We start from the raw sequence: 22720 nt of genomic DNA, 5'->3' as shown, positions 1-22720 counted from the left end.
GCCTATTGCTCGTCCTTTGGCGGCATCCGGGGCGGCGGCAGCGGGGTGAACACGGCGCCTTCCGCGCCGGCGGGCGGGGCAGTGAACTCGCCGGTCGAGGAATCGCCGCCGCTGGTCTCCAGGATGGTCTTCGGCGTCACATATTCCCGGACCAGGTCGATCAGGCTGCCATCGCCGCCGCCAAAATCCGCCGCGCGCCCTCCTTGCGGATGACCGGCCGCGATCTCGTTCTCCGCGGCGTGGGTCTTGTCGGCCAGCCGGTCATTGTACGGCACGCGAAAGGCGCGCGGGATGCCGCTCGGGCGATTGTCCTCGTCCAGCGCCTCGACCCAGAGGTAGATCGAGCCGGGATCGCCCTGAAGCGAATGCGGCTCGACGATGCGGGCCTTCAGGAGCTTGAACGTGGCCGGCAGCCGGTCCGTGCTGGCCCAGCCGAGCAGGCCGCGCATTTCGGTGAAGCTGACGATGTAGAAGGTGCTGGTCACGACCACGGCGACCGCCTTCAGCGACCAGTGCAGACGCGCATAGACCAGAACGACCAGCAGCAGCGCGCCGATGACGGCATAAGCGACCGACAGCGTCAGGATGACCGTTTGCAGGCTAGTCACGGCGGACCCTCGTCGCGTTCTTGCTCACGCCGGTTCTGGGGTCGAGATCGCCGCCGTTGCGCCAGCTGCTGCGGAACGTCTCCAGCAGCGATTTCGGCCGCTGATCGACATCGACGACCTTGCCTTCCACATCAATCCGGAATCGGACCGCAGTCTTCTCGTCGCCGGTGTGGTCGAGCGTGAACTTGTTGTCGAAGATCACCTGCGCGGTCGGATTGAGCTTCTGCACCTTCACATTTGCCGTCACAGGCTCGCCGGTGGTGGCGACGAAATGCGAGACGTTGACGGTGTACTCGCCGGCGAGGATGCCGCGCACGGTGACGATCTCCTCGCGGATCGGCGAGGCGATCTTCTGGCCGTTGACGATGATGAAATTGTTGGCCCCGCCGCGGTCGTCGCGGTCGAGCGTGAGGAAGCCGGCCTCGCGGTGGCGATACCAGGCGATGTTGCCGGCGGGATCCTGCACGAACAGGTCGAGATCGTCGGGGTGGTTGTCGGGCCAGTCCAGCGTAATCATGAACTCCGCCTTGGAGTCGATCTTGCCCTCCTTGGCGTCGGGGGAGACCGCGAGCAGCGCCAGGAAGAACAGGAACGCGATCACCTGGAGCGCCTTGAACAGCATCACGCCCAAGGGATCGAACGGCTCCTCGCGCGGATAGAGGCCGAAATCATCCATCATGACGGCGCACCTGAACCCTTGCGCTCCAGCACCGGCGTCACATAGGTCTCGGTCAGCACCACCGCATCCGAGAACACAAGCTGCGTCGCGGCGTCGAGCATGTAATACTGGATGCGGACCAGGATCGAGCCGACGAGGCCGGCCAGCGTCGTGTACATCGCGACCGCCATGCCGTCGCTCATCAAGCCCATCGAGGAGCGCATCGCGACCTTGTCGGCGGCGTCCAGCCCCGCGATCGGCGCCAGCATGATGATGAAGCCGATGATGGTGCCGAGCAGGCCGAGCTTCATCAGCGTATCCGAGACGAAGGCCCCGAACCCGTTGGAGCCGCGCAGGCGGTCGGCGAGCGTCCGCAGCAGCAGCGTCTGATCGACCGGGCGATAGTCCTGCGCGGCGGCCTTGGTCACCAGGCTTTCGATGTGGTCGCGCACCAGGCCGCGCGGCAGCGCCGCGGCGCCCGCATCCAGCGCCTTGCTGCCGCCGGCTGCCGACAGCACCGCGCGGCAGCGCCGCGCCGCCGCCCCCTCTCGCGCGATCGCCCGCGTCCGCAGGAAGCAATGGCCGCAGGTGACGACATAAAGCAATGCGATCACGCTCGAGATGTAGGTGCGGTCCGAGGTCAGCATCAGGTGGATCAGGCCGAAGCGCCACAGCAGCACCACGGCGAAGATCGAAAGTCCGGTGAAAATCATCCAGAACAGCAAGGCGCTGCGCTCGGATGGATCGGCAGCCTGGCTCGCGATTGGTCCAATCGTCATCGAACTCATGCTGCACCGCTCCTGGCTTGCAGGCACCGGCCTGCAAATTGTCCTCACCGATTAGATCAAAGCCGCCGTTTCAGGTCCAAAGACCCATGCCCAATCCGGCTTGGGAAATTTGCCCGAGCTGCAATCCCGGCCTTCCCTGCGATTGGCAAGGCGCGGCGGCGTTGTTAGGTTGACCTTAGCAAACGTCGGGGGTGATCGCATGCGCCTCGTGCTTCAGCTTGTAGCCCGCCTGCTCCTGATCGTCGCGCTGTGCCTGGGAGCCGCGACCGTATGGGCCACGTTCGACGCCTATCGCAGCGTCGACCGGGCGACGGCGGCCTCGGCGCAGCGGGTCGCGCAGGCGCTTCAGGCGCTGTATTGGCGCGAGCTGCTGTTGCGCAGCAGCAGGGCGCGCGAGCATCTCCTGCCGGTTCCGGACTGGCGCACGCTGGAGACGATGAAGCTGATCTCGCCCGGCGTCTGCGTCGAGTTCCAGCCCGCGGCGGCCTTCGAGAAGCCGCTCTGCGGCCAGAGCGAGGGGCTGGGCAAGACGCCGCCGCGCTGGTTCGCCGCCATCGTGCCGACCTTCCTCGGCAGCCACGCCGAGGTGGTACGGCCCGTCAGTCCCCGCGCTGCTGCCGCCGGCACCGTCGTTGCAACGCCCGACGCGACCGCCGCGATCGCGCTCGCCTGGGACTATATCCTCAACGTCATCGACGTCGCGCTGCTGATGGCGGCGGCGATCGCCCTGCTCGCTTCGCTCGCCATCGCGCACGCGCTGGCGCCGGCGCGCGCGATCGTCACCGCGCTTCAGCGCATGGCGCGGGGTCAGTACCGCACCAGGCTGCCGCGCTTCCGCTCGATGGAGCTGGCGATGATCGGCAGCGCCGTCGGCGAGCTCGGCGGCCGGCTGGAGGAAGCAACCGAGCAGCGCGCCGCGCTGACGCGCCGCCTGATCGAGATCCGCGACGACGAGCGCCGCGCGCTCGCCCGCGAGCTGCACGACGAGTTCGGGCAGAATCTGTCCGCCATTCTCGCCTTCGCCAACACGATCGAGACGGCGAGCACGAAGCAGCACAAGGATGATGGGATCGCGCAGGACGCGCGCATGATCTCGCAGGCGACGCACCATCTGATGGCCTCGCTGCGCGACGCGCTGAACCGGCTGCGCAATCCGCTGCCGGAGGAGCTCGGGCTTGAGGCGAGCCTCGTCAATCTCGTCGACAGCTGGCGCTCGCACAGCACGGCGCGGCCGGCGATCCAGCTCGATCTCAGGGGCGACCTCACCGACATCAGCGGCCCGGCCGCCACCACGGCCTATCGGGTGGCGCAGGAATGCCTGACCAACGCGCTGCGCCACAGTGCAGCGCGCGAGATCTCGCTCCGCGTCGAGCGGCGCGCCGGCGAGGACGATGCGCTGCTGATCCGCGTCGAGGACGATGGCGGCGGCGACGCCGAGCGCGTCGCGCAATCGGCCGGCTTCGGCCTCACCGGTATCCGCGAGCGCGTCACGGCGGCCGGCGGATCGCTGTCGATCCTGCCCGCCCGCGGCGGCCTCAGCGTTGCCGCGACCATCCCGCTCGCGGCGTGAGGCGGGCATGAGCGAGGTTGCGGCAACAGGCATCTCCGTGCTGCTGGTCGACGACCATCCGATCGTGCGGCAAGGCTATCGGCGCGTGCTGGAGAGCCAGGGCGATCTGCATGTGGTGGCGGAAGCCGACAACGCCGCCGACGCCTACGGCGCGTTCAAGGCGCATGACCCCGACGTGGTGGTACTCGATATCTCGATGCCCGGCGCGAGCGGGCTGGAGGCGATCCGCAACATTCGCGCCCGCAGCCCGCGAGCGCGCATTCTCGTCTTCACCATGCACAACGAGGCCGTGCTGGTGAAGTCGGCCTTCGGCGCCGGCGCCTCCGGCTTCGTCACCAAGAGCAGCGAGCCGTCCGCGGTCGTGAACGCCATCCGTAGCGTCGCCCGCGGCGAGCGCGCCATGAGTGACGACATCGCGCACGTGCTGGCGGAGGACAGCCTGTCGCCGACCGGCTCGGTGCTGGATCAGCTCGGTGAGCGCGAGATCGAGATTTTGCGCCAGTTCGCCGGCGGCGCCACCACCGAAGAGATCGCGGCGCGCCTCAATCTCAGCGTCAAGACCGTGCAGAACTATCACTACCTGATCAAGTCGAAGACGGGCGCGCGCACCGATGCGCAGCTGGTGCGGCTCGCCGCGACCTGCGGGCTGACGAGGATCTAGCAGCACAGCTGCCGCACGGCCTCATCCCTCGCGGTCCTCAATCTGCCGAACGAAATTGGAACGGTTCCGATCCGGCGCCGGTTAGTACGGCAGAGAAGGAGTAAAGGGTCATGAGTAAGGGTCACCCCAAGGCAAACCTTAAAGCAAACCCCAAGGCAGTCGACCATCCCCCGATCATCACCGTAGGCGAACTCATCGACGAACTTTGCCGCCTGCCCGACACCGCCATCGTCCATTTTCGCTGCCCGATGTTCGATCAGGAGCTGACATTCTATCGGCTTCGAAGGCGGTCGAAGGACGCCGTCGAAATCGCGGTCAACGCCTATCCGGATAGTCCGCCGGTCGTGCCATCGTCCGATCCCGCCTTGCACACGCGAAGACATTCGGCATCGGCGCCCTCGTCCCGCGACGGCGCCGCTCTCGAAAAAACGCGAGGTTGATTGACAGCACCGGGGCTGAAGGGGTTCTGCGGCCCTAAGCCGCCTTCAGCCCACGCAGCAGCAGCGCCAGCGTCGCATCGAGGCGCGCGGGGAGATCGGCGTCCTTCCATTCCTCGGCATGGGCCGGATGGTGAAAGCGGACGGTCGCATCGAAGATCGCGCGCGCGGTCACCTTGACGTCACCCACGGCGAACTCGCCCTGCTGCACGCCGTCGGTCAGGATCGCTGCGATCTGGTCGATCATGGTGTCCTTGTGGCATTTGACCGCCGCGCAGGCCTCGCGTGCCAAGGTCAGATAAGTCTCGAACATCTCGGGGTCGTCGAGCACGCGCGAACGCTTGGCCGCGAACAGCGTGCGCAGCCAGCGGTCGAGCCTGCCGGGCGCCGGCCCCTGCTCCCTGGCGATCGCCAGCAGCGGGGCGTCGATGCGGTCCAGCCAGCGCTTGGCAACGGCCTCGCGCAGCGAGGCCTTGCTGGGGAAATGGCGGTAGACGCTGCCGTGGCTCACATCGAGCGCGCGGGCAACGTCGACCACGGTGGCCTTGGCGAGTCCGTAACGCCTGAGCACGTCCTCGGTGACTTCGAGGATCCGCTCCGGCGTCAAGACAACTGCTTCATTCATGCCAGCACCATGTTCCCATTCAGGGCTCAGTTCACTCCGGCACCAGGGCTGCTTCCGAAGCGCCCTGGCCGGTCGTTTCGGAAAGCCTATGCCTTAATGCGGCAGTTTTGCAGCCTGCGCCGCGATCTGGCGCGCCACCAGCAAATTGAGCCAATGCCCAATCACGCCGGTCAAATTGAGGATTTCGGTCGTCATTGTCTAAGTCTCCATTCGTCCGCGGTCCCCTCTCTTCAATTTCGGCCCTCAATCCGCATTTGTTTCGGATATCGAGGCTCTCCGGGGGTAGCCGCGGGACGCCCAATCGGAGCGTCCGAGACGGATATACACGTCTCACTGACAGATTTCAATATCTGTCAGTCAATGATCCGTGAATGACAGTTAATATCTGCGGCCGGGTCCCGCCATTTCGGCCGGCAGTCCGGTGGAAAGCTCGGCGATCCCCCGCGTTCCGGGGCCTGGATCGTTTGTTTCGCCCTGCCCGCTCTGTTACATCACGGCGTAAAAAGCATTTGGCCGGCGCCGCCGTTGAGGGTCGCCCGCCCACCTTCCTGGAGCCGCCCATGATCCCCCGCTACACCCGCCCCGAAATGGCCTCGATCTGGGAGCCGCAGACCCGGTTCAAGATCTGGTTCGAGATCGAGGCGCATGCGGCGGACGCGCTTGCCGAGCTCGGAACCATCCCCAAGGAGGCTGCCCGGACGGTCTGGGCCAAGGCCAAGGACGCCGTCTTCGACGTCGCCCGCATCGACGAGATCGAGCGCGAGACCAAGCACGACGTCATCGCCTTCCTCACCCACCTCGCCGAGATCGTCGGCCCCGAGGCCCGCTTCGTGCACCAGGGCATGACCTCCTCGGACGTGCTCGATACCTGCCTCAACGTCCAGCTCACCCGCGCCGCCGACCTGCTGCTCGCCGACCTCGACAAGGTGCTGGCCGCGCTCAAGAAGCGCGCCTTCGAGCACAAGATGACGCCGACCATCGGACGCAGCCACGGCATCCATGCCGAGCCCGTGACCTTCGGCCTCAAGCTCGCTTACGCCTATGCCGAGTTCACGCGTGCCAAGGAACGTCTGATTGCGGCGCGCAAGGAGGTCGCGACCTGCGCCATCTCCGGCGCCGTCGGCACCTTCGCGCAGATCGACCCGCGCGTCGAAGAGCATGTCGCCAACGCCATGGGCCTCGTCCCCGAGCCGATCTCGACCCAGGTGATCCCGCGCGACCGCCACGCGATGTATTTCTCCACCCTCGGCGTGATCGCCTCCTCGATCGAGCGCATCGCCGTGGAAATCCGTCACATGCAGCGCACCGAGGTGCTGGAGGCCGAAGAGTTCTTCTCGGAGGGACAGAAGGGCTCCTCCGCGATGCCGCACAAGCGCAACCCGGTGCTGTCCGAGAATCTCACCGGCCTCTCCCGCATGGTGCGCGCCTATGTGACGCCGGCACTGGAGAACGTCGTGCTCTGGCACGAGCGCGACATCTCGCACTCCTCGGCCGAGCGCATGATGGGCCCGGACGCCACCGTGACGCTCGACTTCGCACTGGTGCGCCTCGCCGGCCTGATCGACAAGCTGCTGGTCTATCCCGCCAACATGCAGAAGAACCTCGACCGCCTCGGCGGCCTCGTGCATTCGCAGCGTGTGCTGCTGGCGCTGACCCAGAAGGGCGCCAGCCGCGAGGACGCCTACAAGCTCGTGCAGCGCAACGCCATGCCGGTCTGGCGCGGCGAAGGCGACTTCCTTCAACTGCTGAAGAAGGATGCCGAGGTGAAGACATATCTCACCGACGCCGAGATCGAGGAGCAGTTCGACCTCGGCTATCACCTCAAGCACGTCGACACGATCTTCAAGCGCGTGTTCGGGGAGAGCTGACTACTGGTGTCATTCCGGGGCGCGCGAAGCGTGAACCCGGAATCTCGCGCTACAATCTCCAGATTCCGGGTCCGATGCTGCGCACCGTCCCGGAATGACAAGAGCCCCACAAGAAACGGATCATCTCATGCCCATCGTCAACCGTGTCGCCGCCCTCTCCGACGAAATGGCCGCCTGGCGCCATGACTTCCACGAGAACCCCGAGCTGCAATACGACGTCCACCGCACCGCCGGCATCGTCGCCGACCGCTTGCGCGAGTTCGGCTGCGACGAGGTAGTGACGGGCATCGGCCGCACCGGCGTGGTCGGCGTGATCCGCGGCCGCAAGTCGGCCTCCGGCAAGACCATCGGCCTGCGCGCCGACATGGACGCGCTGCCGATTATGGAGACGTCGGGCGTGCCTTATGCCTCAAAGGTCCCGGGCAAGATGCACGCCTGCGGCCATGACGGCCACACCGCGATGCTGCTGGGCGCGGCCAAATATCTCGCCGAGACGCGCAATTTCGACGGCACGGCCGTGATGATATTCCAGCCCGCCGAGGAAGGCGGCGGCGGCGGCAAGGCCATGGTCGAGGACGGGCTGATGACGCGCTGGAACATCCAGGAGGTCTACGGCATGCACAACATGCCCAACCTGCCCGAGGGTCATTTCGCCACCACGCCGGGGCCGATGCTCGCCTCCTCCGACAACATCCAGATCACCGTCCGCGGCAAGGGTGGCCACGCCGGCGCCGGTCCGCACAAATCGGTTGACAGCGTGCTGATCGGTTCGCAGATCGTGAACGCGTTGCAATCGATCGTGGCGCGCAACGTCGATCCGCTGAAATCGGCGGTGATCTCGATCACGCAATTCCACTCCGGCACCGCCTTCAACATCATCCCGGAGGTCGCCGAGCTCGCCGGCACGGTGCGCACGCTCGACCCCGAAGTGCGCGATCTCGTCGAACGCCGCATCGGCGAAGTCGCCGACAGCATCGCCCGCGCCTATGGCGGCTCGGCCGAAACGAAATACACGCGGATGTATCCGGTGACGATGAACCATGCCCGCGAGGCCGGCCTTGCCGCCGACGTCGCCCGCGACATCGTCGGCGCCGATCGGGTCAACGACAAGTTCGTCCCGATGATGGGCGCCGAAGACTTCTCGTTCATGCTGGAGGCGCGTCCCGGCGCGATGGTGCTGGTCGGCATGGGCGACGGCAACGAATGCCACCACCCGGCCTACGTCTTCAACGACAACATTCTGGGCCACGGCGCCTCGTTCTGGGCGCGCCTGGTCGAAACGCGGATGCCGGCGTAAGAAACAAATCGCCGCCCGACTTACGCCTGCACGACCTCGTGGCGCATCACGAAGGGTGCAAGCAGTGCGTGCACCTCGCTCTCCACCGCTTCGCGCTGGTCCGCCGGCAGGCCCGTCAGCGTCACGGTCGCGATCGAGCCGTGGCTGCCGTGCGGACCGACCTTCACCTTGCAGTCGATGCCGCGCTCGACCAGCGGCGCCAGCACCTTGGTGAACACGCGCTGCGCCGCGTCCCAGCGCAGCTGCGGCTTGAACACCTTGCCGACGCCCGTCACCGGCATTGGATCGATCGGGATGACCTGCACCGGAACGGCGGCGCGCTCCGGCGTGCGCTCGCGCACCCAGGCTTCGAGCTCGCCCGGCTCGACCTTTGCGCCGGGCTTGAGCTGCACGTAGCCTACCGGCAGTTCGCCGGCGTAAGCGTCGGGCTGGCCGACCACCGCGGCGAAGCCGACGGCGGGATGGCGGAACATGATCTCCTCGATCGGCGCCGGATCGATGTTGTGGCCGCCGCGGATCACGAGATCCTTGGCGCGGCCGGTGATCCACAGATAACCGTCGGCATCGAGCCGGCCGAGATCGCCGGAATTGACCCAGACCCCGTCGATGAAGGCACCCTTGTTGTGCTCGTCGTTGAGATAGCCGCCGAACACGCCGGGCCCGGCCATAATGACGACACCGATCTCGTCCGGCTTGCAGTCGCGGATCAGACGGCCGTCGGCGTCGAGCTGCACGATGCGCACCCGCGCATAGGGCATGGGAAGGCCGACCGAGCCGAGCCGGATCGGCCGGCCCGGATAGGCGAGCGTGTGGACGCTGGAGGTCTCGGTCATGCCGTAGACCTCGACCACCGGCAGCTTCAACTTCTCCTGAATCGCCGAGCCGACCGCGACCGGAATCGCCGAGCCGCCGCCGGCCGCATATTTCAGGCTCGATATATCCGCATTCCCCGGCGGCACCCCGAGGGTCGCGGCGAGCACGGTCGGCACGCTCGACAGAGCTTCGGGCTTGAAGCGCTCGACCAGCTGCCAGATGTTCTTCACCGCGTTCGGGTTGCGCCAGCCGCTCGGCGACAGCACGACCAGCGAGCCTCCGCCCGACAGCGTCGTCAGCACCTGTGTCAGCGATCCACCGACATGAAACAGCGGCATGCCGAACAGCAGGTTGGCGCCGGGCTTGCCCTTCAACAAAAGATTGAGTGCCCAGGCCTGATAGACTTGGTTGGCATGGGTATGCCGCACCAGCTTGGGCGTACCCGTGGTGCCGCCGGTGTGGAAATAGGCGGCGATGTCGCTGCCGCGAATTTGGCGTCCGCTGACGAGCCGATCCGACGGCTGCTGCTTGATCAGGTCGCTGAAGGCGAAGATGCCATTGGGCGGATCGCCGCCGCCGAACACCTGCACGATGGCTTTCAGATGCTTCAGCTGCGGGCGGATCTGCTCGACCTTCTGCCAGATGTCGGTGCCCGGCATCGGCCCGAGCGCCACCAGGATCTTGGTGTTCGCGGCCTCCAGGATTTCGGCGATCTGGTGCGGCTCGAGCAGCGGATTGACGGGATTGGCGATGCCGGCGGCCTCGGCGCCGAACAGCGTGACGAACGCATCCGGCACCAAGGGCAGCATGAAGCTGATGACGTCGCCCTTCTCGGCGCCGAGCGCGTGAAACATGTTGGCGGCCTGGGTGACGCGCGCGATGAAATCGCGGTGCGTGACGACCAAAGGCGTGTCGGCGGGATCGGCATTTTGCAGGAACTGGAGCGCCGCCCCGTCCGGATTGCGCTCGGCACCAAGCCTGATGGCGCCATAGGTGCTCTCGGCCGCGACGCGGTCGGCGTAGGGGACCTGCTCGAAGGCCCGGACCTCCTCGTCCGTGAGCAATTCCGGATAGTCGTTGCCGATCAACCGATCGAGCGCGTGGATGCCCGCCATGAAAATTCCGTCCTCCCTCAGATGCATGTCCCCGCCGCCGTATCTTGTGACAGTTTGGTTCGGCGGAACCTCGGCCGATGGCCGGCCGCACATACAATGGTGGATGATTTGCCGTTCGTCCATGGCCGGAGAACCGGCTCGCGCGGAAAGACGTCAGCTAAGCACCGATCTAGGTACGGTCCCGCGACCAGCCGACCGCGTTGAAGTCAGCGGGAGCCGGCATCACCTCGGGCTCGGCAGTCGCCTGGCGCATGATTGCATCCGCACGATTTGAATCCGATATCTCGATCGGAAGGCCCGCTTTGTTGACGGCGAGCAGTCCCGTCAATGCGGGCGGTGCGCTCATTACGTAACTGTCCGCGGCTTCGATCAAACGAAGCGCCTCGTCGCGAATGAAGGCCGTCGTCCATTCAATCGGCAGCCCTTTCACGGCGGCAAACTCCTCAGCCGGAATCGACAACGCGTGCCTGCGGATTTCGTCAATGGTTCGCCGCGGCGAGAAATTGGGCGGCTTGCCGGCCGCTGCAAGCACGAGCGGTCCGAGCGGGCAATAGTCGCGTCCGATTGCGACGAGGTCGGCGATATCACGCGCCTTCGAGCGGCCCGCAGCCGCGAGCACCTTGTTGACGCCGAGGTCTGCCTGATGGAGCCGCGCCCCCCATTGCTCGTCCTTCACGAGAGGAAAGAACCGAAGCCGGGTCTCGGCAAACCATTGAACGATCGTCGTTTCGGAATCGCGCGAAATGGTCGCATCGACGCAGCCATAGATGATGAAGTCGCGATGCGTCTTGAAGCCGGCGGCATCGAGGATGGCAAGATCGGCCTTTGCGCTTTCGGTTACCTCTTCGTCGGTGTCGTGAAAGATGTCGATGTCGTCCGATCGTCGCTGCCAGTCCTTGTTGAGCATCAGGCCGCCGGCAAGATAGCTGCTGTCCGAGCGGTTTTTGGCGAGAAGTCTCAGAATGTCGCTCTGCAATCTGCTCAGGGCCATTTCAGCTCTCCGTCGCGCGGTCGAGGATCTTCCTGCCCATCGCAAAGGCCCGCGCATCGCCACGCTCGATCATGGCGCGCGCAGCGACGGCGGCACGGGACCGCAGATCGGGAAGCCGATCGAGATCGACATTGTCGAGAATGCGCGATCCGTAGAGACGAAGTGCATTGTCGAGCAGGGATTGCAGTTCTTTGGTCAGCCGATGCTCAGCGCGCATACGCGAGGCGAGCGCCAGCACGTCATCGCGTGCAGCCGGCGGAACTAGGACTTCGACACGTACGAGGTCGGCTGCGCCGCCTTGGCTGCGGTATTTCCTAACGCGTTTGCTCACAGGGCTCATCGGCTGTCTCTCTCGGCTAAGCGAGCTTAACATATGTATCCCGGTTACGCTATGTTGTATCCCGGTTACGCACATAAACCGTTTGAAAACAACAACTTTGATTTCCCCCGCGAGAGACAGTGAACCTCGCCCTACGACGCGCGAACCAAGGATGAGGCGCTTCCCTGCCATGGCACGCGAGAACGACATGACCACGTCGCTGCAGAATCGAACCAGACCGCTCGCTGTCGCGCTGGGCCTCGCCCTGGCGATCGCCCTGCCCGGTGCCGCGCTTGCCGACAGCCAGCTCGACAAGGCGCGCGTCAAGGTCGCGGCCTTCATTGCCGACAAGATGGAGAAGCTGGGCGGATCGCGGATCGTCTACAGGGTGGACACCGATGCCTTGCGGGAGGCGGTCGTCACGGATCTGCGCGACGACGTCTACAAGATCCTGCGCGAGGGCCGCATCGCGTTCTCCGGACTTGCGATCCGCGACGGCGGCGTCGAGGTGAAGATCGCTGACGCCAAGGGCCGCGAACAGCTCACGCGCAAGCTCGCCGCGGCGGCGGAGGGGTTGCCCACGCGCGCGCTCAACGTCACCGACGCCGGCGACGGGCTGCTCAGGCTCGCGCCGACCGATGCCGCATCCGCCGCGCGGCTGCGCGATCTCGTCGAAGATTCCATCGCCATGATCGAGCAGCGCCTCAAGGACGCCGGCATCAAACTCGCCAGCGTCCAGCCCGAGGGGATAGACCGCATCCGCATCTTCCTGCCCGGATTGATGGAGCCCGAGCAGATCACCGCGATCTTCGCCAGGAAGGTCAAGGTCGGCTTCCGCCTGATCGACCTCTCGATGTCCGCGGAGCAGGCGCAATCGGGCACGCCGCCGGCGGGCACGGAAGTCCTGCTCGGCTTCAAGGACAAGCTCCCTTATCTCGTCGCCAAGGACAGCGCGCTCGAGGGCGGCGACATCAGCTATGCCGGCCCGGGATTGATCGGCGACAGCAAGGAGCCGATCGCCTCGTTCCGCTTCAACGGCCGCGGCACGCGGCGCTTTGCCCATATCACGGCAGAGAACGTCGGAAAGCCCTTCGCCATCGTGCTCGACGACGAGGTGATCTCCGCTCCCGTGATCCGGGAGCCCATCACCGGCGGCTCCGGCCAGATTTCCGGCAACTTCACCCTGGAAGAGGCCAACAGCATCGCCATGCTGCTGCGCGCCGGCTCGCTGCCGGGGCGCCTTGGCCTCGTCGAGCAGCGGGTCGTGCAACCCGCCGCCAAGCCGTAAACGAAGGTCGCTTCGGCCCCTCCGCGACGCCCAAGCCCGCACGGCTGGCCCGAATCACGGCTGCCCGCGGCCAGACGCGCAACCAACGGGCAATTGCCGAAACGCTCGATCAGGCTAAAATTTGCCCCTTGCGGCACGATGGCCGGAAGCGTCATTCAAGCGGTCGTCATTCGATTTCGGCTATACGGGTGCCGACCAGGACTGAATGCCTTACGTGGGGTTAGTACCATGCCGTCCGGCAGCGCAGACATTTCGTCGATCCTCGACCGCATCCTCGAAGCGGCCACGGACAACCTCAGGATCGCGAAAATCCTGGTCCAGATGGGCCTCGATCCCGACAGCGTCACCTACGAGGCGATCTTCAACCGGCTCCTGGAGATCTTCGTCCACAATATCACGCTCGCCAATCTGTTCGCCGTGGTCGGGGCGGTCTTCTTCGTCGCCACCCTCTTGATGCGGACGATGGTCCCTCTGCGCGTCGCCAACATGATCGGCTGCGCGTTCTTCGCTCTCTTCGGCGCTCTCTCTGCCAACGTCGCCACGTTCCTGCTCTATCTCCTGATGCTTCCGATTAACGCCCTGCGCCTGCGGCAGATGCTCAAGCTGGTCAAGAAGGCGCGCCATGCGGCCGAAGGCGACATGTCGATCGAATGGCTCAAGCCGTTCATGACCGAGCGCAAATATCGGCGCGGCGACATCCTCTTCAAGATGCGCGACCCAGCCAACGAAATGTTCCTCACCGTCACCGGCAAGTTCCTGGTCAAGGAAATCAACGTCGAGATCCTGCCCGGAGCGCTGATGGGCGAGCTCGGCTTCCTCACGCCGGACAACCGGCGCACGGGAACGGTCGAATGCATCGAGGACGGCCAGGTGCTGACCATCACCTATGACCGGCTGCTCGAGATCTACTTCCAGGATCCGCAGTTCGGCTATTACTTCCTGGTGCTGACCAGCCAGCGCCTGCTGCAAAACATCGACCGCCTGCAGAAGCAGCTGGCAAGCGAGCGCGCGGCCACCACGAACAGGATCGCGTGAGCGCCCCCGCTCAGCTCAAGAGCAGCGCCATGCCCGGATCGCCCTTCTCCATCGCGCGACGGTATGCCGGACGGGCACCGATGCGGCTGAGATATTTCACCACGTTCTGGCAGCGCGCGAGATCATAGGGGTGGAAATAGCGCATCGTGGTCAGCGAGAACACCGTCATGATGTCGGCCGTGGTGAAGGCGCTGCCCGCCAGATATTCGGACTCGCGTAGCCGCGCGTCGAGAAGATCGTAGGCGCGGTCGAGGCGTCCCCTCATGGCGAGCAGGGTCGGGTTGTCCTTGGCGAGATCGAGCCGGCTCAGGATCATCATCCGCCCCATGCCGGGCTGCAACGTGCCGTTGGCGAAATGAAGCCAATACAGAAATTGCGCGAAGGCGGGATCATTGGGACCGAGCACGAGCCGGCCGTTGCCGTATTTTGCAACGATGTAGTCGACGACGGCACCGGATTCCGCAAGCACCACCTCGCCGTCGGTGATGACCGGCGCCGTGCCGGCCGGATGCAGCGCCTTGTACTCGGCCGGCGCCAGCATGGTCGTGGCATCGCGCGTGTAGCGCTTCATCTCATAAGGAATTTCGAGCTCCTCGCAGAGCCAGACAATGCGTTCGGATTGCGATTTGCCGAGATGGTGGACTGTGAGCATATTGCTTTTCCTGAGATCGCCTGACGGCGAAACGCCGCCTTGTTCCGCGGCTTGGGCGGGCTGTCAACCTGCGAGCGGACGCCTCCTTGCCGCTTCGGCCAACCCGACGGCGAATATCGCATAAGCCGGAAATTCGGCGTTCCGACTGCGATCCCAGCCCCACGCCGCAAAATCGCCCTAAAAACCGAATGGTAACCATGCCGGGCTAGGGTGGCGACGTGACCAATCCTCCGACGATCCTGGTATTCGATTCCGGCCTTGGCGGGCTCACGGTGCTCCGCGAGGTCGTGGCGGCGCGGCCCGACGCGCATTACGTCTACGTCGCCGACGATGCCTTCTTCCCCTATGGCCATCACAGCGAGGACGAGATCATCGCCCGCGTCGTGCCGCTGATGGGGGAACTGATCGGCCGGCACCATCCAGACCTCGTCGTCATCGCCTGCAACACGGCGTCCACCCTGGTGCTGTCTCACTTGCGCGCCGTCTATTCGGTCGCCTTCGTCGGTACGGTGCCGGCGATCAAGCCGGCCTGCGCGCAGTCCAGGACCCGCCGCGTCTCGGTGCTCGGCACCAAGGGCACGGTGAAGCGAGAGTACACCAAGGCGCTGATCCGCGATTTCGCGCAAGGTTGCGAGGTGACGCTGGTCGGCTCGCCCGAGCTCGCTTCACTGGCCGAAGCGGAGCTCAGCGGGGCTCCGATCAGCGACGAAGCCATCCTCGCCGAGCTCGCTCCCTGCTTCGTCGGCGACGCCTCGGATGCGAGCGCGCGCACCGACACCGTGGTGCTCGCCTGCACGCATTTTCCGCTGCTGCTCGACCGGATGAAGAAGCTCGCGCCCTGGCCAGTCGACTGGATCGATCCGGCGCCCGCGATCGCCCGCCGCGTCTCCGACCTGCTCGGCCCGCAGACCGGCGGCATCGCGCAGTCCGGCGCCAGGATGATTTTTACATCGAACCGCGTGCATGGCCTTTCGGCCACGCTGACGCCGTTCTTCGGCGGGCGCGCAGTCGCCTGAGCTTGCGCCCTGGCGGCGCGCTGCTAGGCTTCGCCGTCGCCATCGTCCCGCGGGTTTTCCATGTCGGTACCGTCCACGCCACTCAACCGCCTCCGTCAATTGTGGCGCGAGGGGCGCCCCGCCTTCGGTGCGATCGCGACCATCCCGAGCGTGCAGATGGTGCAGATCATGGCGCGCTCGCTGGACTGGATCATCGTCGATCTCGAACATGGACCGATCGGACTGACCGAAGCACACGCGATGATCGCCGCGACCACGGGCACGCCGTGCACGCCCCTGGTGCGGATCGCCGCGAACGAGCCGTGGCTCGCAAAGGCGCCGATGGACATCGGTGCCTTCGGCATCAACTTCCCGATGATCACGAGCCGCGCGGATGCCGAGAAAGCCGTCCGCAGCGTGCGCTACCCGCCGCGCGGCGATCGGCTCTGGGGTCCCTTCCACGCGCCGTTCCGCTGGGGCCAGTCGATGCCTGATTACATGGCCTCGGCCGACGACGAGATGATCTGCATGATCACGATCGAGCACGTCGATGCGGTCGATCGCATCGACGAGATCATGGCAACGCCCGGTATCGACGTCGCGGTGATCGGTCCCGGCGATCTCGCCACCTCCATCAACAAGCGCGGCCAGATGGACGATCCGCAATTGCTGGACCTGATCGCGCGCGCCGAGGCCGGCATCCTCAAGAGCGGCGTACCGATCGGCGGGGTGGCGCGCACCGCCGACCAAGCCAATGCGCTGATCGACCGCGGCTACCGCGCGATCGCGCTGGGCTTCGACTGGTCGCTGTTCCAGCGCGGCATCATGGCGGCCTACGAGGGGGTCAGGCGCTGAACAAGCCGATTGACGCGTTGCCGGACCGGCCGGGCACGATCGCCCATTCAAGATGTAAGTAATTGAAAATAGAATATTTTTTGGTCTAAAGGGGGTTCGTCTTTAGCGATGCCTCCTGCGGCGAACCGACTGGTCCCAAGCGGGTTGGTTCGTGCTAGAGCGAGCGGGCGGGCCCGCTCGCTGCACATTTTTTGATCTTTTGATTTGGAACCGGAGACAAATGCGCGGGACGCCCAAGACCATTTCGCTGCGGCGCCGACTGATCTGCGACCTCATGCACGCCTCGATGGGCGTACCTTTCGTTTCGCTGGCCCGTTCGCTCCATATCCGCCCCCTGCTGGAGGCCCGCGCGGACGCAATCGCACCCGCCGGCTGGGCCGCGATGTTCGTCAAGGCTTTTGCCCTGGTTGCAAAGGACGAGCCGATTCTGCGCACGGTTTACGTGAAATGGCCCTGGCCGGCCCTCTATGAGCTGCCCAAGAGCGTGGCGACGGTCGCGATCGCGCGGGTCGACGATGGCGAGGAATGCGTTCTGCCGCAGCGGATCGCAGGTCCCGAGGACCTTTCGCTGGCTGCCGTCGATGCGGAAATCCGACGCGGCAAGACGGCTCCGATCGAGGACGTCCCGATGTTCCGCAAAATCATGCGGGCGACTCGCTTGCCGCTGCCGTTGCGGCGCCTGTCCTGGGCTTTCGGCCTCAATTTCGGCCGTCAGCGCGGAAATTGGTTCGGCAGCTTCGGGGTGAGCTCGGTGGCTGCCTATGGCGGCGGCGAGCTCCACCCGATCACGCCGGGCCCCTTTGTCCTGAGCTATGGGCTGGTCGAGCCGGATCAGACCATTCATGTCGTGATCCGCTGGGACCACCGCGTCACCGACGCCGCCCCGATCGCGAGGGTCCTGACCCGGCTGGAACAAGTCCTGAACACTGAAATTGCTGCCGAATTGCGTGCGGCGGGGTCAAAACCGGTCCGGGCGGTCAGGACATGAGAATACCGTCGTCGCACGCCCCGGAATGACGGGCTAAAGAATTGACAGCCAACCCCAAACTCCCCTAAAAGCCGCCTGCTCGCGGGCCGGTTTCGGCCCGCGAAGCGTTTCGCGACCCGTGGTCCGCTCCCTCTGAGCTTTGGGGATCGGACCTGTCGGTGCCGGGATCATCCCGTCACACAGGAGGGCGCGTTTCCTCAAACCATGACCTGAAGAGGACGCGATGACTAAGCGCAGTGAGGCGAAGTACAAGATCGATCGCCGTATGGGCCAGAACATCTGGGGCCGCCCGAAGAGCCCCGTCAATCGCCGCGAGTACGGCCCCGGCCAGCACGGCCAGCGCCGCAAGGGCAAGCTCTCCGACTTCGGCGTGCAGCTGCGCGCCAAGCAGAAGCTGAAGGGCTATTACGCCAACATCAGCGAGCGCCAGTTCCACGGCATCTATGTCGAGGCGAGCCGCCTCAAGGGTGACACCGGCGAGAACCTGATCGGCCTGCTGGAGCGTCGTCTCGACGCGGTCGTGTACCGCGCCAAGTTCGTCTCCACGATCTTCGCCGCCCGCCAGTTCATCAACCACGGCCACGTCAAGGTGAACGGCCGCAAGGTCAACATCTCGAGCTATCAGCTCAAAGTCGGCGACGTGGTCGAGGTCAAGGAAGCCTCCAAGCAGCTCGCCCACGTGCTCGAAGCCAGCCAGCTTCCCGAGCGCGAGGTCCCGGACTATCTCGAAGTCGACCACGGCAAGATGACCGCGAAATACGCCCGCATCCCCAACCTCTCCGACGTGCCGTTCCCGGTGCAGATGGAGCCGCATCTGGTCGTCGAATTCTATTCGCGCTGATAAGTTTCGGCAGATCGACATTCAAAGGCCCCGGTTTCCGGGGCCTTTTTGTTGTGGTATGGTGCTCTCGATGTCCCAGACGACCGACCAGCTCGCCAATATCACCCCATCGGCAACGCCGTCCGAGGCGGAGCTTGAGGCATGGGCCAAGTTGCCCCGCGACGAGCAGATTCGCCGATATCAAGCTCTGTTCGCGCAACCCGATTGCAACAATTTCACCTCGGACTCGCCCGACGACATTCTCGCTTCCGCGCGTCAACGCGTTGCTCAACGCCGCCATGGCTGAGTACCGGCTGTCGGAGCGCACCCGAGCCGATCTGATCGACATCTACGACTTTACCGAGAGCAGGTTCGGCAAATATCAGGCTGAAGCCTACTACGCTGGTCTGATACGCTCCTTCGGACTTCTCGCCGACTTTCCGCTGATCGGCCAGCAGGTTGACGAGGTCGCAGCCGGCTACCGGCGTTTCCGCTTCCAATCCCATCTCATTTTCTACACGGTGCAACCCGACCACATCGAAATCCGTGCCATTCTTCACGGCGCGCAGGACATCAGACCGCAACTCTTCGACTAGCCGAAATGACGAGACCAGCCATGCTCTACACCCCTCCCCCGATCGATCCCAAGGCGCCGCCGGTGCGCATCAATCTGCTCTCGGACACGCAGACCAAGCCGACGGCAGGCATGCGCGAGGCGATGGCGCGGGCGGAGGTCGGCGACGAGCAGGTCGGCGACGATCCGACCGTGAACGCCCTGTGCGAACGCGTGGCCGATCTGCTCGGCAAGGAGGCTGCGGTCTACATGCCCTCCGGCACGATGTGCAACGTCACCGCGACGCTGGTGCATTGCCGCCCCGGCGACGAGATCCTCGCCCATGAGACCGCGCATATCATCGCGCGCGAAGGCGGTGCGCATGCCGCGATCGGCGGCTTCCAGGTCACCCAGCTCAAGGGACCCGATGGCCAGTTCACGCCGGAGACTCTTCGCAAGGCGCTGCATCCGCGCACGCGCTACCAGCCGCCGCAGACCGTCGTCAGTGTCGAGCAGACCGCCAATATTGGCGGCGGCACGATCTGGAAGAAGCCGGTGCTCGACGAGATCGTCGCGATCGCCAGGCAGCATGGCCTCGTCACCCATATGGACGGTGCGCGCCTGCTCAACGCCACCGTCGCGAGCGGTATCCCGCCGCGCGACATGACCGCAGGCTGGGATTCGGCCTGGATCGACTTCTCCAAGGGCCTGGGCGCACCGATCGGCGGCGTACTCGCAGGCTCGCGCGAATTCATCGACGCGGTCTGGCAGTGGAAGCAGCGGCTCGGCGGCTCGATGCGGCAGGCCGGCATCTGCGCCGCAGCCTGCATCTACGCGCTCGACCACCACGTCGAGCGCCTGGCCGACGACCATGCCCATGCGCGCGCGCTGGCCCGCGGCCTGTCGCAGATCTCGGGCATCGAGGTGCAGGAACCCGAGACCAATCTCGTGTTCTTCAAGCCCGACGGCGCCGGCATTCCCGGCGACAAGATGGTCTCAGCCCTCCGTCAACGCGGCGTGACGCTCGCGATGATGGACGGCCGCATCCGTGCCTGCACCCATCTGGACGTCAATGCGAGCCAGATCGAGGAGACCATCGGATACGTGCGCGAGATCGTCCGCAGCGCGTAATCAGAGCGTTTTCGAACGAAGTGGATACCGGTTCGCGTCGAGAAAACGCGTCAAAACGAGAGTCTACCGCCCCATCGCCTGATAGATCAGCGTCTTCAGCTCGCGCTGGATCCGGCCGCGCTGCGACGGCGTCTGCACCATGAAGATTCCGAACAGATCGTCTTCGGGATCGATGAAGAAGAAGGTGCCGCCGACGCCGTCCCAGCGATATTCGCCAAGCGGCCAGTTCGTGCCCGGCGGCACCGCGATGCGCACGGCGAAGCCGAGGCCGTAGCCGCTGGTCTCACCCGGATAGTAGTTCTTGTCGCGCTCGACGCCCGTTTCGGGACCGATATGATCCCTCGTCATCAAGGCGATGGTTTCCGGCTTCAAATAGCGTCGACCTTCAAGCGTGCCGCCGTTGAGCAGCATTTGCGAGAAGCGCGCATAGTCGCCGACCGTGCCGACGAGGCCGCCGCCGCCCGACTCCCATCGCAGCGGCTTCCTGATATCGCGAACCTGCGTCACCGGGCTGATCGCCCGATCCTGCGGCATCGGCTCGGCGATACGCGGCCATTTGGCGGGATCGGTGACGTCAAACGCCGTGTCCTTCATCCCGAGCGGGTCGAGCAGCCGCGTCTTCGCGAACTCGAACAGCGATGTCCCCGAGATCACCTCGATGATGCGACCCAGCACGTCGGTGGAGTGGCCGTAATCCCAGATCGTGCCGGGCTGTTCGGCGAGCGGCAGCGCGGTGATCTTGGCGACGAATTCGGCATTGGTCGAATTCCTGTCGAACAATCCGGCGTCGGCATAGAGCTTGTTCACCAGGTCCCCGCCATAATAGCCGTAAGGGATCCCGGCGGTATGCCGCATCAAATCCTCGATCGTCACCGGGCGTTTGAGCGGCTCCAGCTCCAGCGAGACCTTGTTGTCCTCGGCCTTCTTCTCGACGCCGACCCTCATGCCGGCAAAGGCCGGAATGTATTTCGAGACGGGATCGCCGAGCGCAAGCTTGCCCTCCTCGACCAGCATCATCGCCAGCACCGAGGTGATCGGCTTGGTCATCGAATAGAGGCGGAAGATCGTATCCGTGCTCATCGAAAGTTGGGTCGCGACGTCGCGGACGCCGAAATTCTCGCAGTAGACCGGCTTGCCGTGTTGCTGGAGCAGCAGAATCGCTCCCGGAAATTTGCCGGTCGCGATCTCGTTCCTGATGTAGTCGGAGACTCTTGCGAGGCCCTCGGGCGTGAAGCTGTGCGCGCGGCTCTCTGAGCCCGCCCACGCATTTACGGCGCCGAACAAAAGGACGACCGCCGCGAACAGCGCGCGGCGCCCGTTGATGTCACTTCTCCATGGCTTCATAAACCAGCTGCTTCAAAGTTCGCTGCACGCGCTGGCGCTCGCTCGGGGTCTGCTCCAGCAGCAGGAAGAACATGTCCTGCTTGCGATCAACCACCAAATAGCAACCGCTGGCGCCGTCCCATTTCAATTCCCCGAGATCGCCGGGCGGCGGAGGTTTGGCATTACCCGGATCGGTGCGCACGGCAAACCCAAGTCCCATGCCAAAACCGTCACCGGGAAAATAGAAGTAGTCCCGCTCAACGCCGGAGTCCTTGCCGGCATGGTCCGATGCCATCAGCTCAAACGTCTGCGGGCTGAGATAGGTCTTGCCCTCGAACGTTCCTCCATTGACCAGCATCTGCGCAAAGCGGGAAAAGTCCGCCATGGTCGAAACCATGCCGCCGCTGGCGGATTCCCACTTCTGGCGAACCTCGGTCCTGTACTCGCGGCCGACCCGGAAATTGCTGTCGTTCGGCAGTGGCTGGGCGAGCCGTTTCAGCCTCTCCGGTTCGGTGACGAAGAAGCCTGTATCGGTCATACCGAGCGGATCGAGCAGCTTCTCCTTCTCGAGTTCGAACAATGTTTTTCCGGACACGATTCCATGATCCGCGCCAGAATGTCAGTGGAATGGCCATACTGCCAGAGCGCGCCGGGTTGATTGTGCAGCGGCAGCTTGGCGATCCGCTCGGCGAACTCGGCGAGATCGAATTCGCCCGCGTAGATGTTAGCGTCGCGATAGGCCTTGCGAACCAGACTGTCGCCGTAGAAACCGTAGGTGATCCCGGAGGTATGGCGCATCAGATCGAGAATGGTAATGGGCCGGGCCAGTGGTACCAGCTCGAGCGACTTGGTGCCGTCCTCGGCCTTCTTCTCCTCACCGACCTTCACATTTGCAAAGGAGGGAATGTATTTCGAAACGGGATCGTCGAGCTTGATCTTTCCGTCCTGGATCAATTGCATCGCCACAACGGAGGTGATCACCTTGGTTAGCGAAGACAGGCGGAAGATGGTCTTGTCGGTGATCGGGGCCTTGCTGACCACGTCCTGCACGCCGAAGACTTCGTGGTAGACCGGCTTGCCATGCTGCTGGATCAGCACGTTTGCACCGGCGATCTTGCCGGTCGCGACCTCGTTCTTGAAGAACTCGGTGATCCTGCCGAGCTTCTCCTGGTTGAAATGCGCGCCGGCCGGAATCTCGTAGGTGCCCTGCGCGCGCGCCGGCGACGTCGCGGCAAGCGACAGCAGTGCGCCGCAGGCGAGCACACGCAGCCCAAATCGTGAAATCATATCCCCTCCCCGGAACATGGCGCCTCGGAGTGTACCGACCAGC

23 protein-coding genes and 1 pseudogene are annotated in these 22720 nt (G+C 64.8%); 14 read left to right on the top strand and 10 right to left on the bottom strand.

The features are described 5' to 3' along the window. Positions 1 to 2: 2 nt before the first annotated feature. The 3 genes from AC24YW_RS14855 to AC24YW_RS14845 are packed head-to-tail and all read right to left on the bottom strand — an operon-like array spanning position 3 to position 2054. Positions 3 to 608, bottom strand: a complete 606-nt coding sequence (locus tag AC24YW_RS14855; RefSeq protein ID WP_487483443.1) for a hypothetical protein — start codon at positions 606 to 608, stop codon at positions 3 to 5. Next, positions 601 to 1287 carry a DUF2135 domain-containing protein gene (locus tag AC24YW_RS14850; RefSeq protein WP_487483442.1) on the bottom strand — a complete coding sequence of 229 codons (687 nt, stop codon included), beginning with the start codon at positions 1285 to 1287 and terminating at the stop codon, positions 601 to 603. Before AC24YW_RS14850 ends, AC24YW_RS14855 begins: the two co-directional genes overlap by 8 nt. Beyond that, complete coding sequence (locus tag AC24YW_RS14845; protein WP_487483441.1) at positions 1284 to 2054, bottom strand: MotA/TolQ/ExbB proton channel family protein; 771 nt, start codon at positions 2052 to 2054, stop codon at positions 1284 to 1286. Before AC24YW_RS14845 ends, AC24YW_RS14850 begins: the two co-directional genes overlap by 4 nt. 199 nt (positions 2055 to 2253) lie before the next feature. Between AC24YW_RS14845 and AC24YW_RS14840 the strand changes: the two genes are divergently transcribed. From AC24YW_RS14840 to AC24YW_RS14830, 3 genes are all read left to right on the top strand, one after another. After that, the gene (locus AC24YW_RS14840; protein ID WP_487483440.1) at positions 2254 to 3624 is read left to right on the top strand and encodes a sensor histidine kinase; all 1371 of its coding nucleotides are present in this window, start codon (positions 2254 to 2256) and stop codon (positions 3622 to 3624) included. A 7-nt stretch (positions 3625 to 3631) separates the two neighbouring features. Next, positions 3632 to 4285 (top strand): response regulator, encoded by a 654-nt coding sequence (locus AC24YW_RS14835; protein WP_487483439.1) that lies wholly within the window; start codon positions 3632 to 3634, stop codon positions 4283 to 4285. 110 nt (positions 4286 to 4395) lie between these two features. Beyond that, entirely contained in the window at positions 4396 to 4725 is a 330-nt protein-coding gene (locus AC24YW_RS14830) for a hypothetical protein (protein WP_487483438.1), read from the top strand. Positions 4726 to 4759: 34 nt separating this feature from the next. Here AC24YW_RS14830 and AC24YW_RS14825 read toward each other — a convergent pair whose 3' ends face one another. Then, complete coding sequence (locus tag AC24YW_RS14825; protein ID WP_487483437.1) at positions 4760 to 5347, bottom strand: TetR/AcrR family transcriptional regulator; 588 nt, start codon at positions 5345 to 5347, stop codon at positions 4760 to 4762. 560 nt (positions 5348 to 5907) lie between these two features. Between AC24YW_RS14825 and purB the strand changes: the two genes are divergently transcribed. Continuing rightward, positions 5908 to 7215: an adenylosuccinate lyase gene (gene purB, locus AC24YW_RS14820; RefSeq protein WP_487483436.1), complete on the top strand. Its 1308-nt coding sequence runs from the start codon at positions 5908 to 5910 to the stop codon at positions 7213 to 7215. Positions 7216 to 7342: 127 nt separating this feature from the next. Continuing rightward, positions 7343 to 8512 carry a M20 aminoacylase family protein gene (locus AC24YW_RS14815; protein ID WP_487483435.1) on the top strand — a complete coding sequence of 390 codons (1170 nt, stop codon included), beginning with the start codon at positions 7343 to 7345 and terminating at the stop codon, positions 8510 to 8512. A 20-nt stretch (positions 8513 to 8532) separates the two neighbouring features. Here AC24YW_RS14815 and AC24YW_RS14810 read toward each other — a convergent pair whose 3' ends face one another. From AC24YW_RS14810 to AC24YW_RS14800, 3 genes are all read right to left on the bottom strand, one after another. Further along, positions 8533 to 10440, bottom strand: coding sequence for an acyl-CoA synthetase (locus tag AC24YW_RS14810; RefSeq protein ID WP_487483434.1), 1908 nt, complete (start codon positions 10438 to 10440; stop codon positions 8533 to 8535). A 169-nt stretch (positions 10441 to 10609) separates the two neighbouring features. Beyond that, positions 10610 to 11431 carry a hypothetical protein gene (locus AC24YW_RS14805; RefSeq protein WP_487483433.1) on the bottom strand — a complete coding sequence of 274 codons (822 nt, stop codon included), beginning with the start codon at positions 11429 to 11431 and terminating at the stop codon, positions 10610 to 10612. Between the two features lies 1 nt (position 11432). Continuing rightward, positions 11433 to 11771 carry a hypothetical protein gene (locus AC24YW_RS14800; protein WP_487483432.1) on the bottom strand — a complete coding sequence of 113 codons (339 nt, stop codon included), beginning with the start codon at positions 11769 to 11771 and terminating at the stop codon, positions 11433 to 11435. 187 nt (positions 11772 to 11958) lie between these two features. Between AC24YW_RS14800 and AC24YW_RS14795 the strand changes: the two genes are divergently transcribed. Both AC24YW_RS14795 and AC24YW_RS14790 read left to right on the top strand, forming a co-directional pair. Further along, on the top strand, positions 11959 to 13038 hold the full coding sequence (locus AC24YW_RS14795) for a SecDF P1 head subdomain-containing protein (protein WP_487483431.1): 1080 nt from the start codon (positions 11959 to 11961) through the stop codon (positions 13036 to 13038). Between the two features lie 228 nt (positions 13039 to 13266). Further along, entirely contained in the window at positions 13267 to 14073 is an 807-nt protein-coding gene (locus AC24YW_RS14790) for a Crp/Fnr family transcriptional regulator (protein ID WP_487483430.1), read from the top strand. Positions 14074 to 14083: 10 nt separating this feature from the next. Here the strand turns inward: AC24YW_RS14790 and AC24YW_RS14785 are convergent, their stop codons facing one another. Continuing rightward, positions 14084 to 14725 carry a glutathione S-transferase family protein gene (locus tag AC24YW_RS14785; RefSeq protein ID WP_487483429.1) on the bottom strand — a complete coding sequence of 214 codons (642 nt, stop codon included), beginning with the start codon at positions 14723 to 14725 and terminating at the stop codon, positions 14084 to 14086. 218 nt (positions 14726 to 14943) lie between these two features. Between AC24YW_RS14785 and murI the strand changes: the two genes are divergently transcribed. From murI to AC24YW_RS14750, 7 genes are all read left to right on the top strand, one after another. After that, positions 14944 to 15741, top strand: a complete 798-nt coding sequence (gene murI, locus AC24YW_RS14780; protein ID WP_487483428.1) for a glutamate racemase — start codon at positions 14944 to 14946, stop codon at positions 15739 to 15741. Between the two features lie 60 nt (positions 15742 to 15801). Beyond that, entirely contained in the window at positions 15802 to 16575 is a 774-nt protein-coding gene (locus AC24YW_RS14775; RefSeq protein ID WP_487483427.1) for an HpcH/HpaI aldolase family protein, read from the top strand. A gap of 220 nt (positions 16576 to 16795) precedes the next feature. Continuing rightward, positions 16796 to 17563 carry an acyltransferase gene (locus tag AC24YW_RS14770; RefSeq protein WP_487483426.1) on the top strand — a complete coding sequence of 256 codons (768 nt, stop codon included), beginning with the start codon at positions 16796 to 16798 and terminating at the stop codon, positions 17561 to 17563. A 223-nt stretch (positions 17564 to 17786) separates the two neighbouring features. Then, on the top strand, positions 17787 to 18404 hold the full coding sequence (gene rpsD, locus AC24YW_RS14765) for a 30S ribosomal protein S4 (RefSeq protein WP_487483425.1): 618 nt from the start codon (positions 17787 to 17789) through the stop codon (positions 18402 to 18404). A gap of 70 nt (positions 18405 to 18474) precedes the next feature. Then, positions 18475 to 18690 (top strand): hypothetical protein, encoded by a 216-nt coding sequence (locus AC24YW_RS14760; RefSeq protein ID WP_487483424.1) that lies wholly within the window; start codon positions 18475 to 18477, stop codon positions 18688 to 18690. Then, positions 18668 to 18979, top strand: a complete 312-nt coding sequence (locus AC24YW_RS14755; RefSeq protein ID WP_487483423.1) for a type II toxin-antitoxin system RelE/ParE family toxin — start codon at positions 18668 to 18670, stop codon at positions 18977 to 18979. The genes AC24YW_RS14760 and AC24YW_RS14755 overlap by 23 nt, the downstream gene beginning before the upstream one ends. A 20-nt stretch (positions 18980 to 18999) precedes the next feature. Beyond that, positions 19000 to 20067: a threonine aldolase family protein gene (locus AC24YW_RS14750; protein WP_487483422.1), complete on the top strand. Its 1068-nt coding sequence runs from the start codon at positions 19000 to 19002 to the stop codon at positions 20065 to 20067. A 63-nt stretch (positions 20068 to 20130) separates the two neighbouring features. Here the strand turns inward: AC24YW_RS14750 and AC24YW_RS14745 are convergent, their stop codons facing one another. Together AC24YW_RS14745 and AC24YW_RS14740 are read right to left on the bottom strand one after the other, a co-directional pair. After that, the gene (locus AC24YW_RS14745; RefSeq protein ID WP_487483421.1) at positions 20131 to 21411 is read right to left on the bottom strand and encodes a serine hydrolase domain-containing protein; all 1281 of its coding nucleotides are present in this window, start codon (positions 21409 to 21411) and stop codon (positions 20131 to 20133) included. Continuing rightward, positions 21392 to 22677 (bottom strand): annotated as a pseudogene (locus AC24YW_RS14740) (serine hydrolase domain-containing protein). The gene AC24YW_RS14745 and the pseudogene AC24YW_RS14740 overlap by 20 nt, the downstream one beginning before the upstream one ends. Between the last annotated feature and the right edge of the window lie 43 nt (positions 22678 to 22720).

This window comes from Bradyrhizobium sp. USDA3516, assembly GCF_057651995.1.
The sequence above is the reverse complement of the archived record's forward strand: the minus strand, read 5'-3'. Positions and strand labels throughout refer to the sequence as shown.

Bases quoted from the DNA above. Each gene is read 5' to 3' on its own strand.
- AC24YW_RS14785 (WP_487483429.1), bottom strand. From the start codon at position 14,725: ATGCTCACAGTCCACCATCTCGGCAAATCGCAATCCGAACGCATTGTC.
- rpsD (WP_487483425.1), top strand. From the start codon at position 17,787: ATGACTAAGCGCAGTGAGGCGAAGTACAAGATCGATCGCCGTATGGGC.
- AC24YW_RS14805 (WP_487483433.1), bottom strand. From the start codon at position 11,431: ATGGCCCTGAGCAGATTGCAGAGCGACATTCTGAGACTTCTCGCCAAA.
- AC24YW_RS14840 (WP_487483440.1), top strand. From the start codon at position 2,254: ATGCGCCTCGTGCTTCAGCTTGTAGCCCGCCTGCTCCTGATCGTCGCG.
- AC24YW_RS14745 (WP_487483421.1), bottom strand. From the start codon at position 21,411: ATGAAGCCATGGAGAAGTGACATCAACGGGCGCCGCGCGCTGTTCGCG.
- AC24YW_RS14815 (WP_487483435.1), top strand. From the start codon at position 7,343: ATGCCCATCGTCAACCGTGTCGCCGCCCTCTCCGACGAAATGGCCGCC.
- AC24YW_RS14750 (WP_487483422.1), top strand. From the start codon at position 19,000: ATGCTCTACACCCCTCCCCCGATCGATCCCAAGGCGCCGCCGGTGCGC.
- AC24YW_RS14760 (WP_487483424.1), top strand. From the start codon at position 18,475: ATGTCCCAGACGACCGACCAGCTCGCCAATATCACCCCATCGGCAACG.
- AC24YW_RS14775 (WP_487483427.1), top strand. From the start codon at position 15,802: ATGTCGGTACCGTCCACGCCACTCAACCGCCTCCGTCAATTGTGGCGC.
- AC24YW_RS14800 (WP_487483432.1), bottom strand. From the start codon at position 11,771: ATGAGCCCTGTGAGCAAACGCGTTAGGAAATACCGCAGCCAAGGCGGC.
- AC24YW_RS14770 (WP_487483426.1), top strand. From the start codon at position 16,796: ATGCGCGGGACGCCCAAGACCATTTCGCTGCGGCGCCGACTGATCTGC.
- AC24YW_RS14845 (WP_487483441.1), bottom strand. From the start codon at position 2,054: ATGAGTTCGATGACGATTGGACCAATCGCGAGCCAGGCTGCCGATCCA.
- purB (WP_487483436.1), top strand. From the start codon at position 5,908: ATGATCCCCCGCTACACCCGCCCCGAAATGGCCTCGATCTGGGAGCCG.
- AC24YW_RS14810 (WP_487483434.1), bottom strand. From the start codon at position 10,440: ATGGCGGGCATCCACGCGCTCGATCGGTTGATCGGCAACGACTATCCG.
- AC24YW_RS14835 (WP_487483439.1), top strand. From the start codon at position 3,632: ATGAGCGAGGTTGCGGCAACAGGCATCTCCGTGCTGCTGGTCGACGAC.
- AC24YW_RS14825 (WP_487483437.1), bottom strand. From the start codon at position 5,347: ATGAATGAAGCAGTTGTCTTGACGCCGGAGCGGATCCTCGAAGTCACC.
- AC24YW_RS14850 (WP_487483442.1), bottom strand. From the start codon at position 1,287: ATGATGGATGATTTCGGCCTCTATCCGCGCGAGGAGCCGTTCGATCCC.
- AC24YW_RS14830 (WP_487483438.1), top strand. From the start codon at position 4,396: ATGAGTAAGGGTCACCCCAAGGCAAACCTTAAAGCAAACCCCAAGGCA.
- AC24YW_RS14795 (WP_487483431.1), top strand. From the start codon at position 11,959: ATGACCACGTCGCTGCAGAATCGAACCAGACCGCTCGCTGTCGCGCTG.
- AC24YW_RS14790 (WP_487483430.1), top strand. From the start codon at position 13,267: ATGCCGTCCGGCAGCGCAGACATTTCGTCGATCCTCGACCGCATCCTC.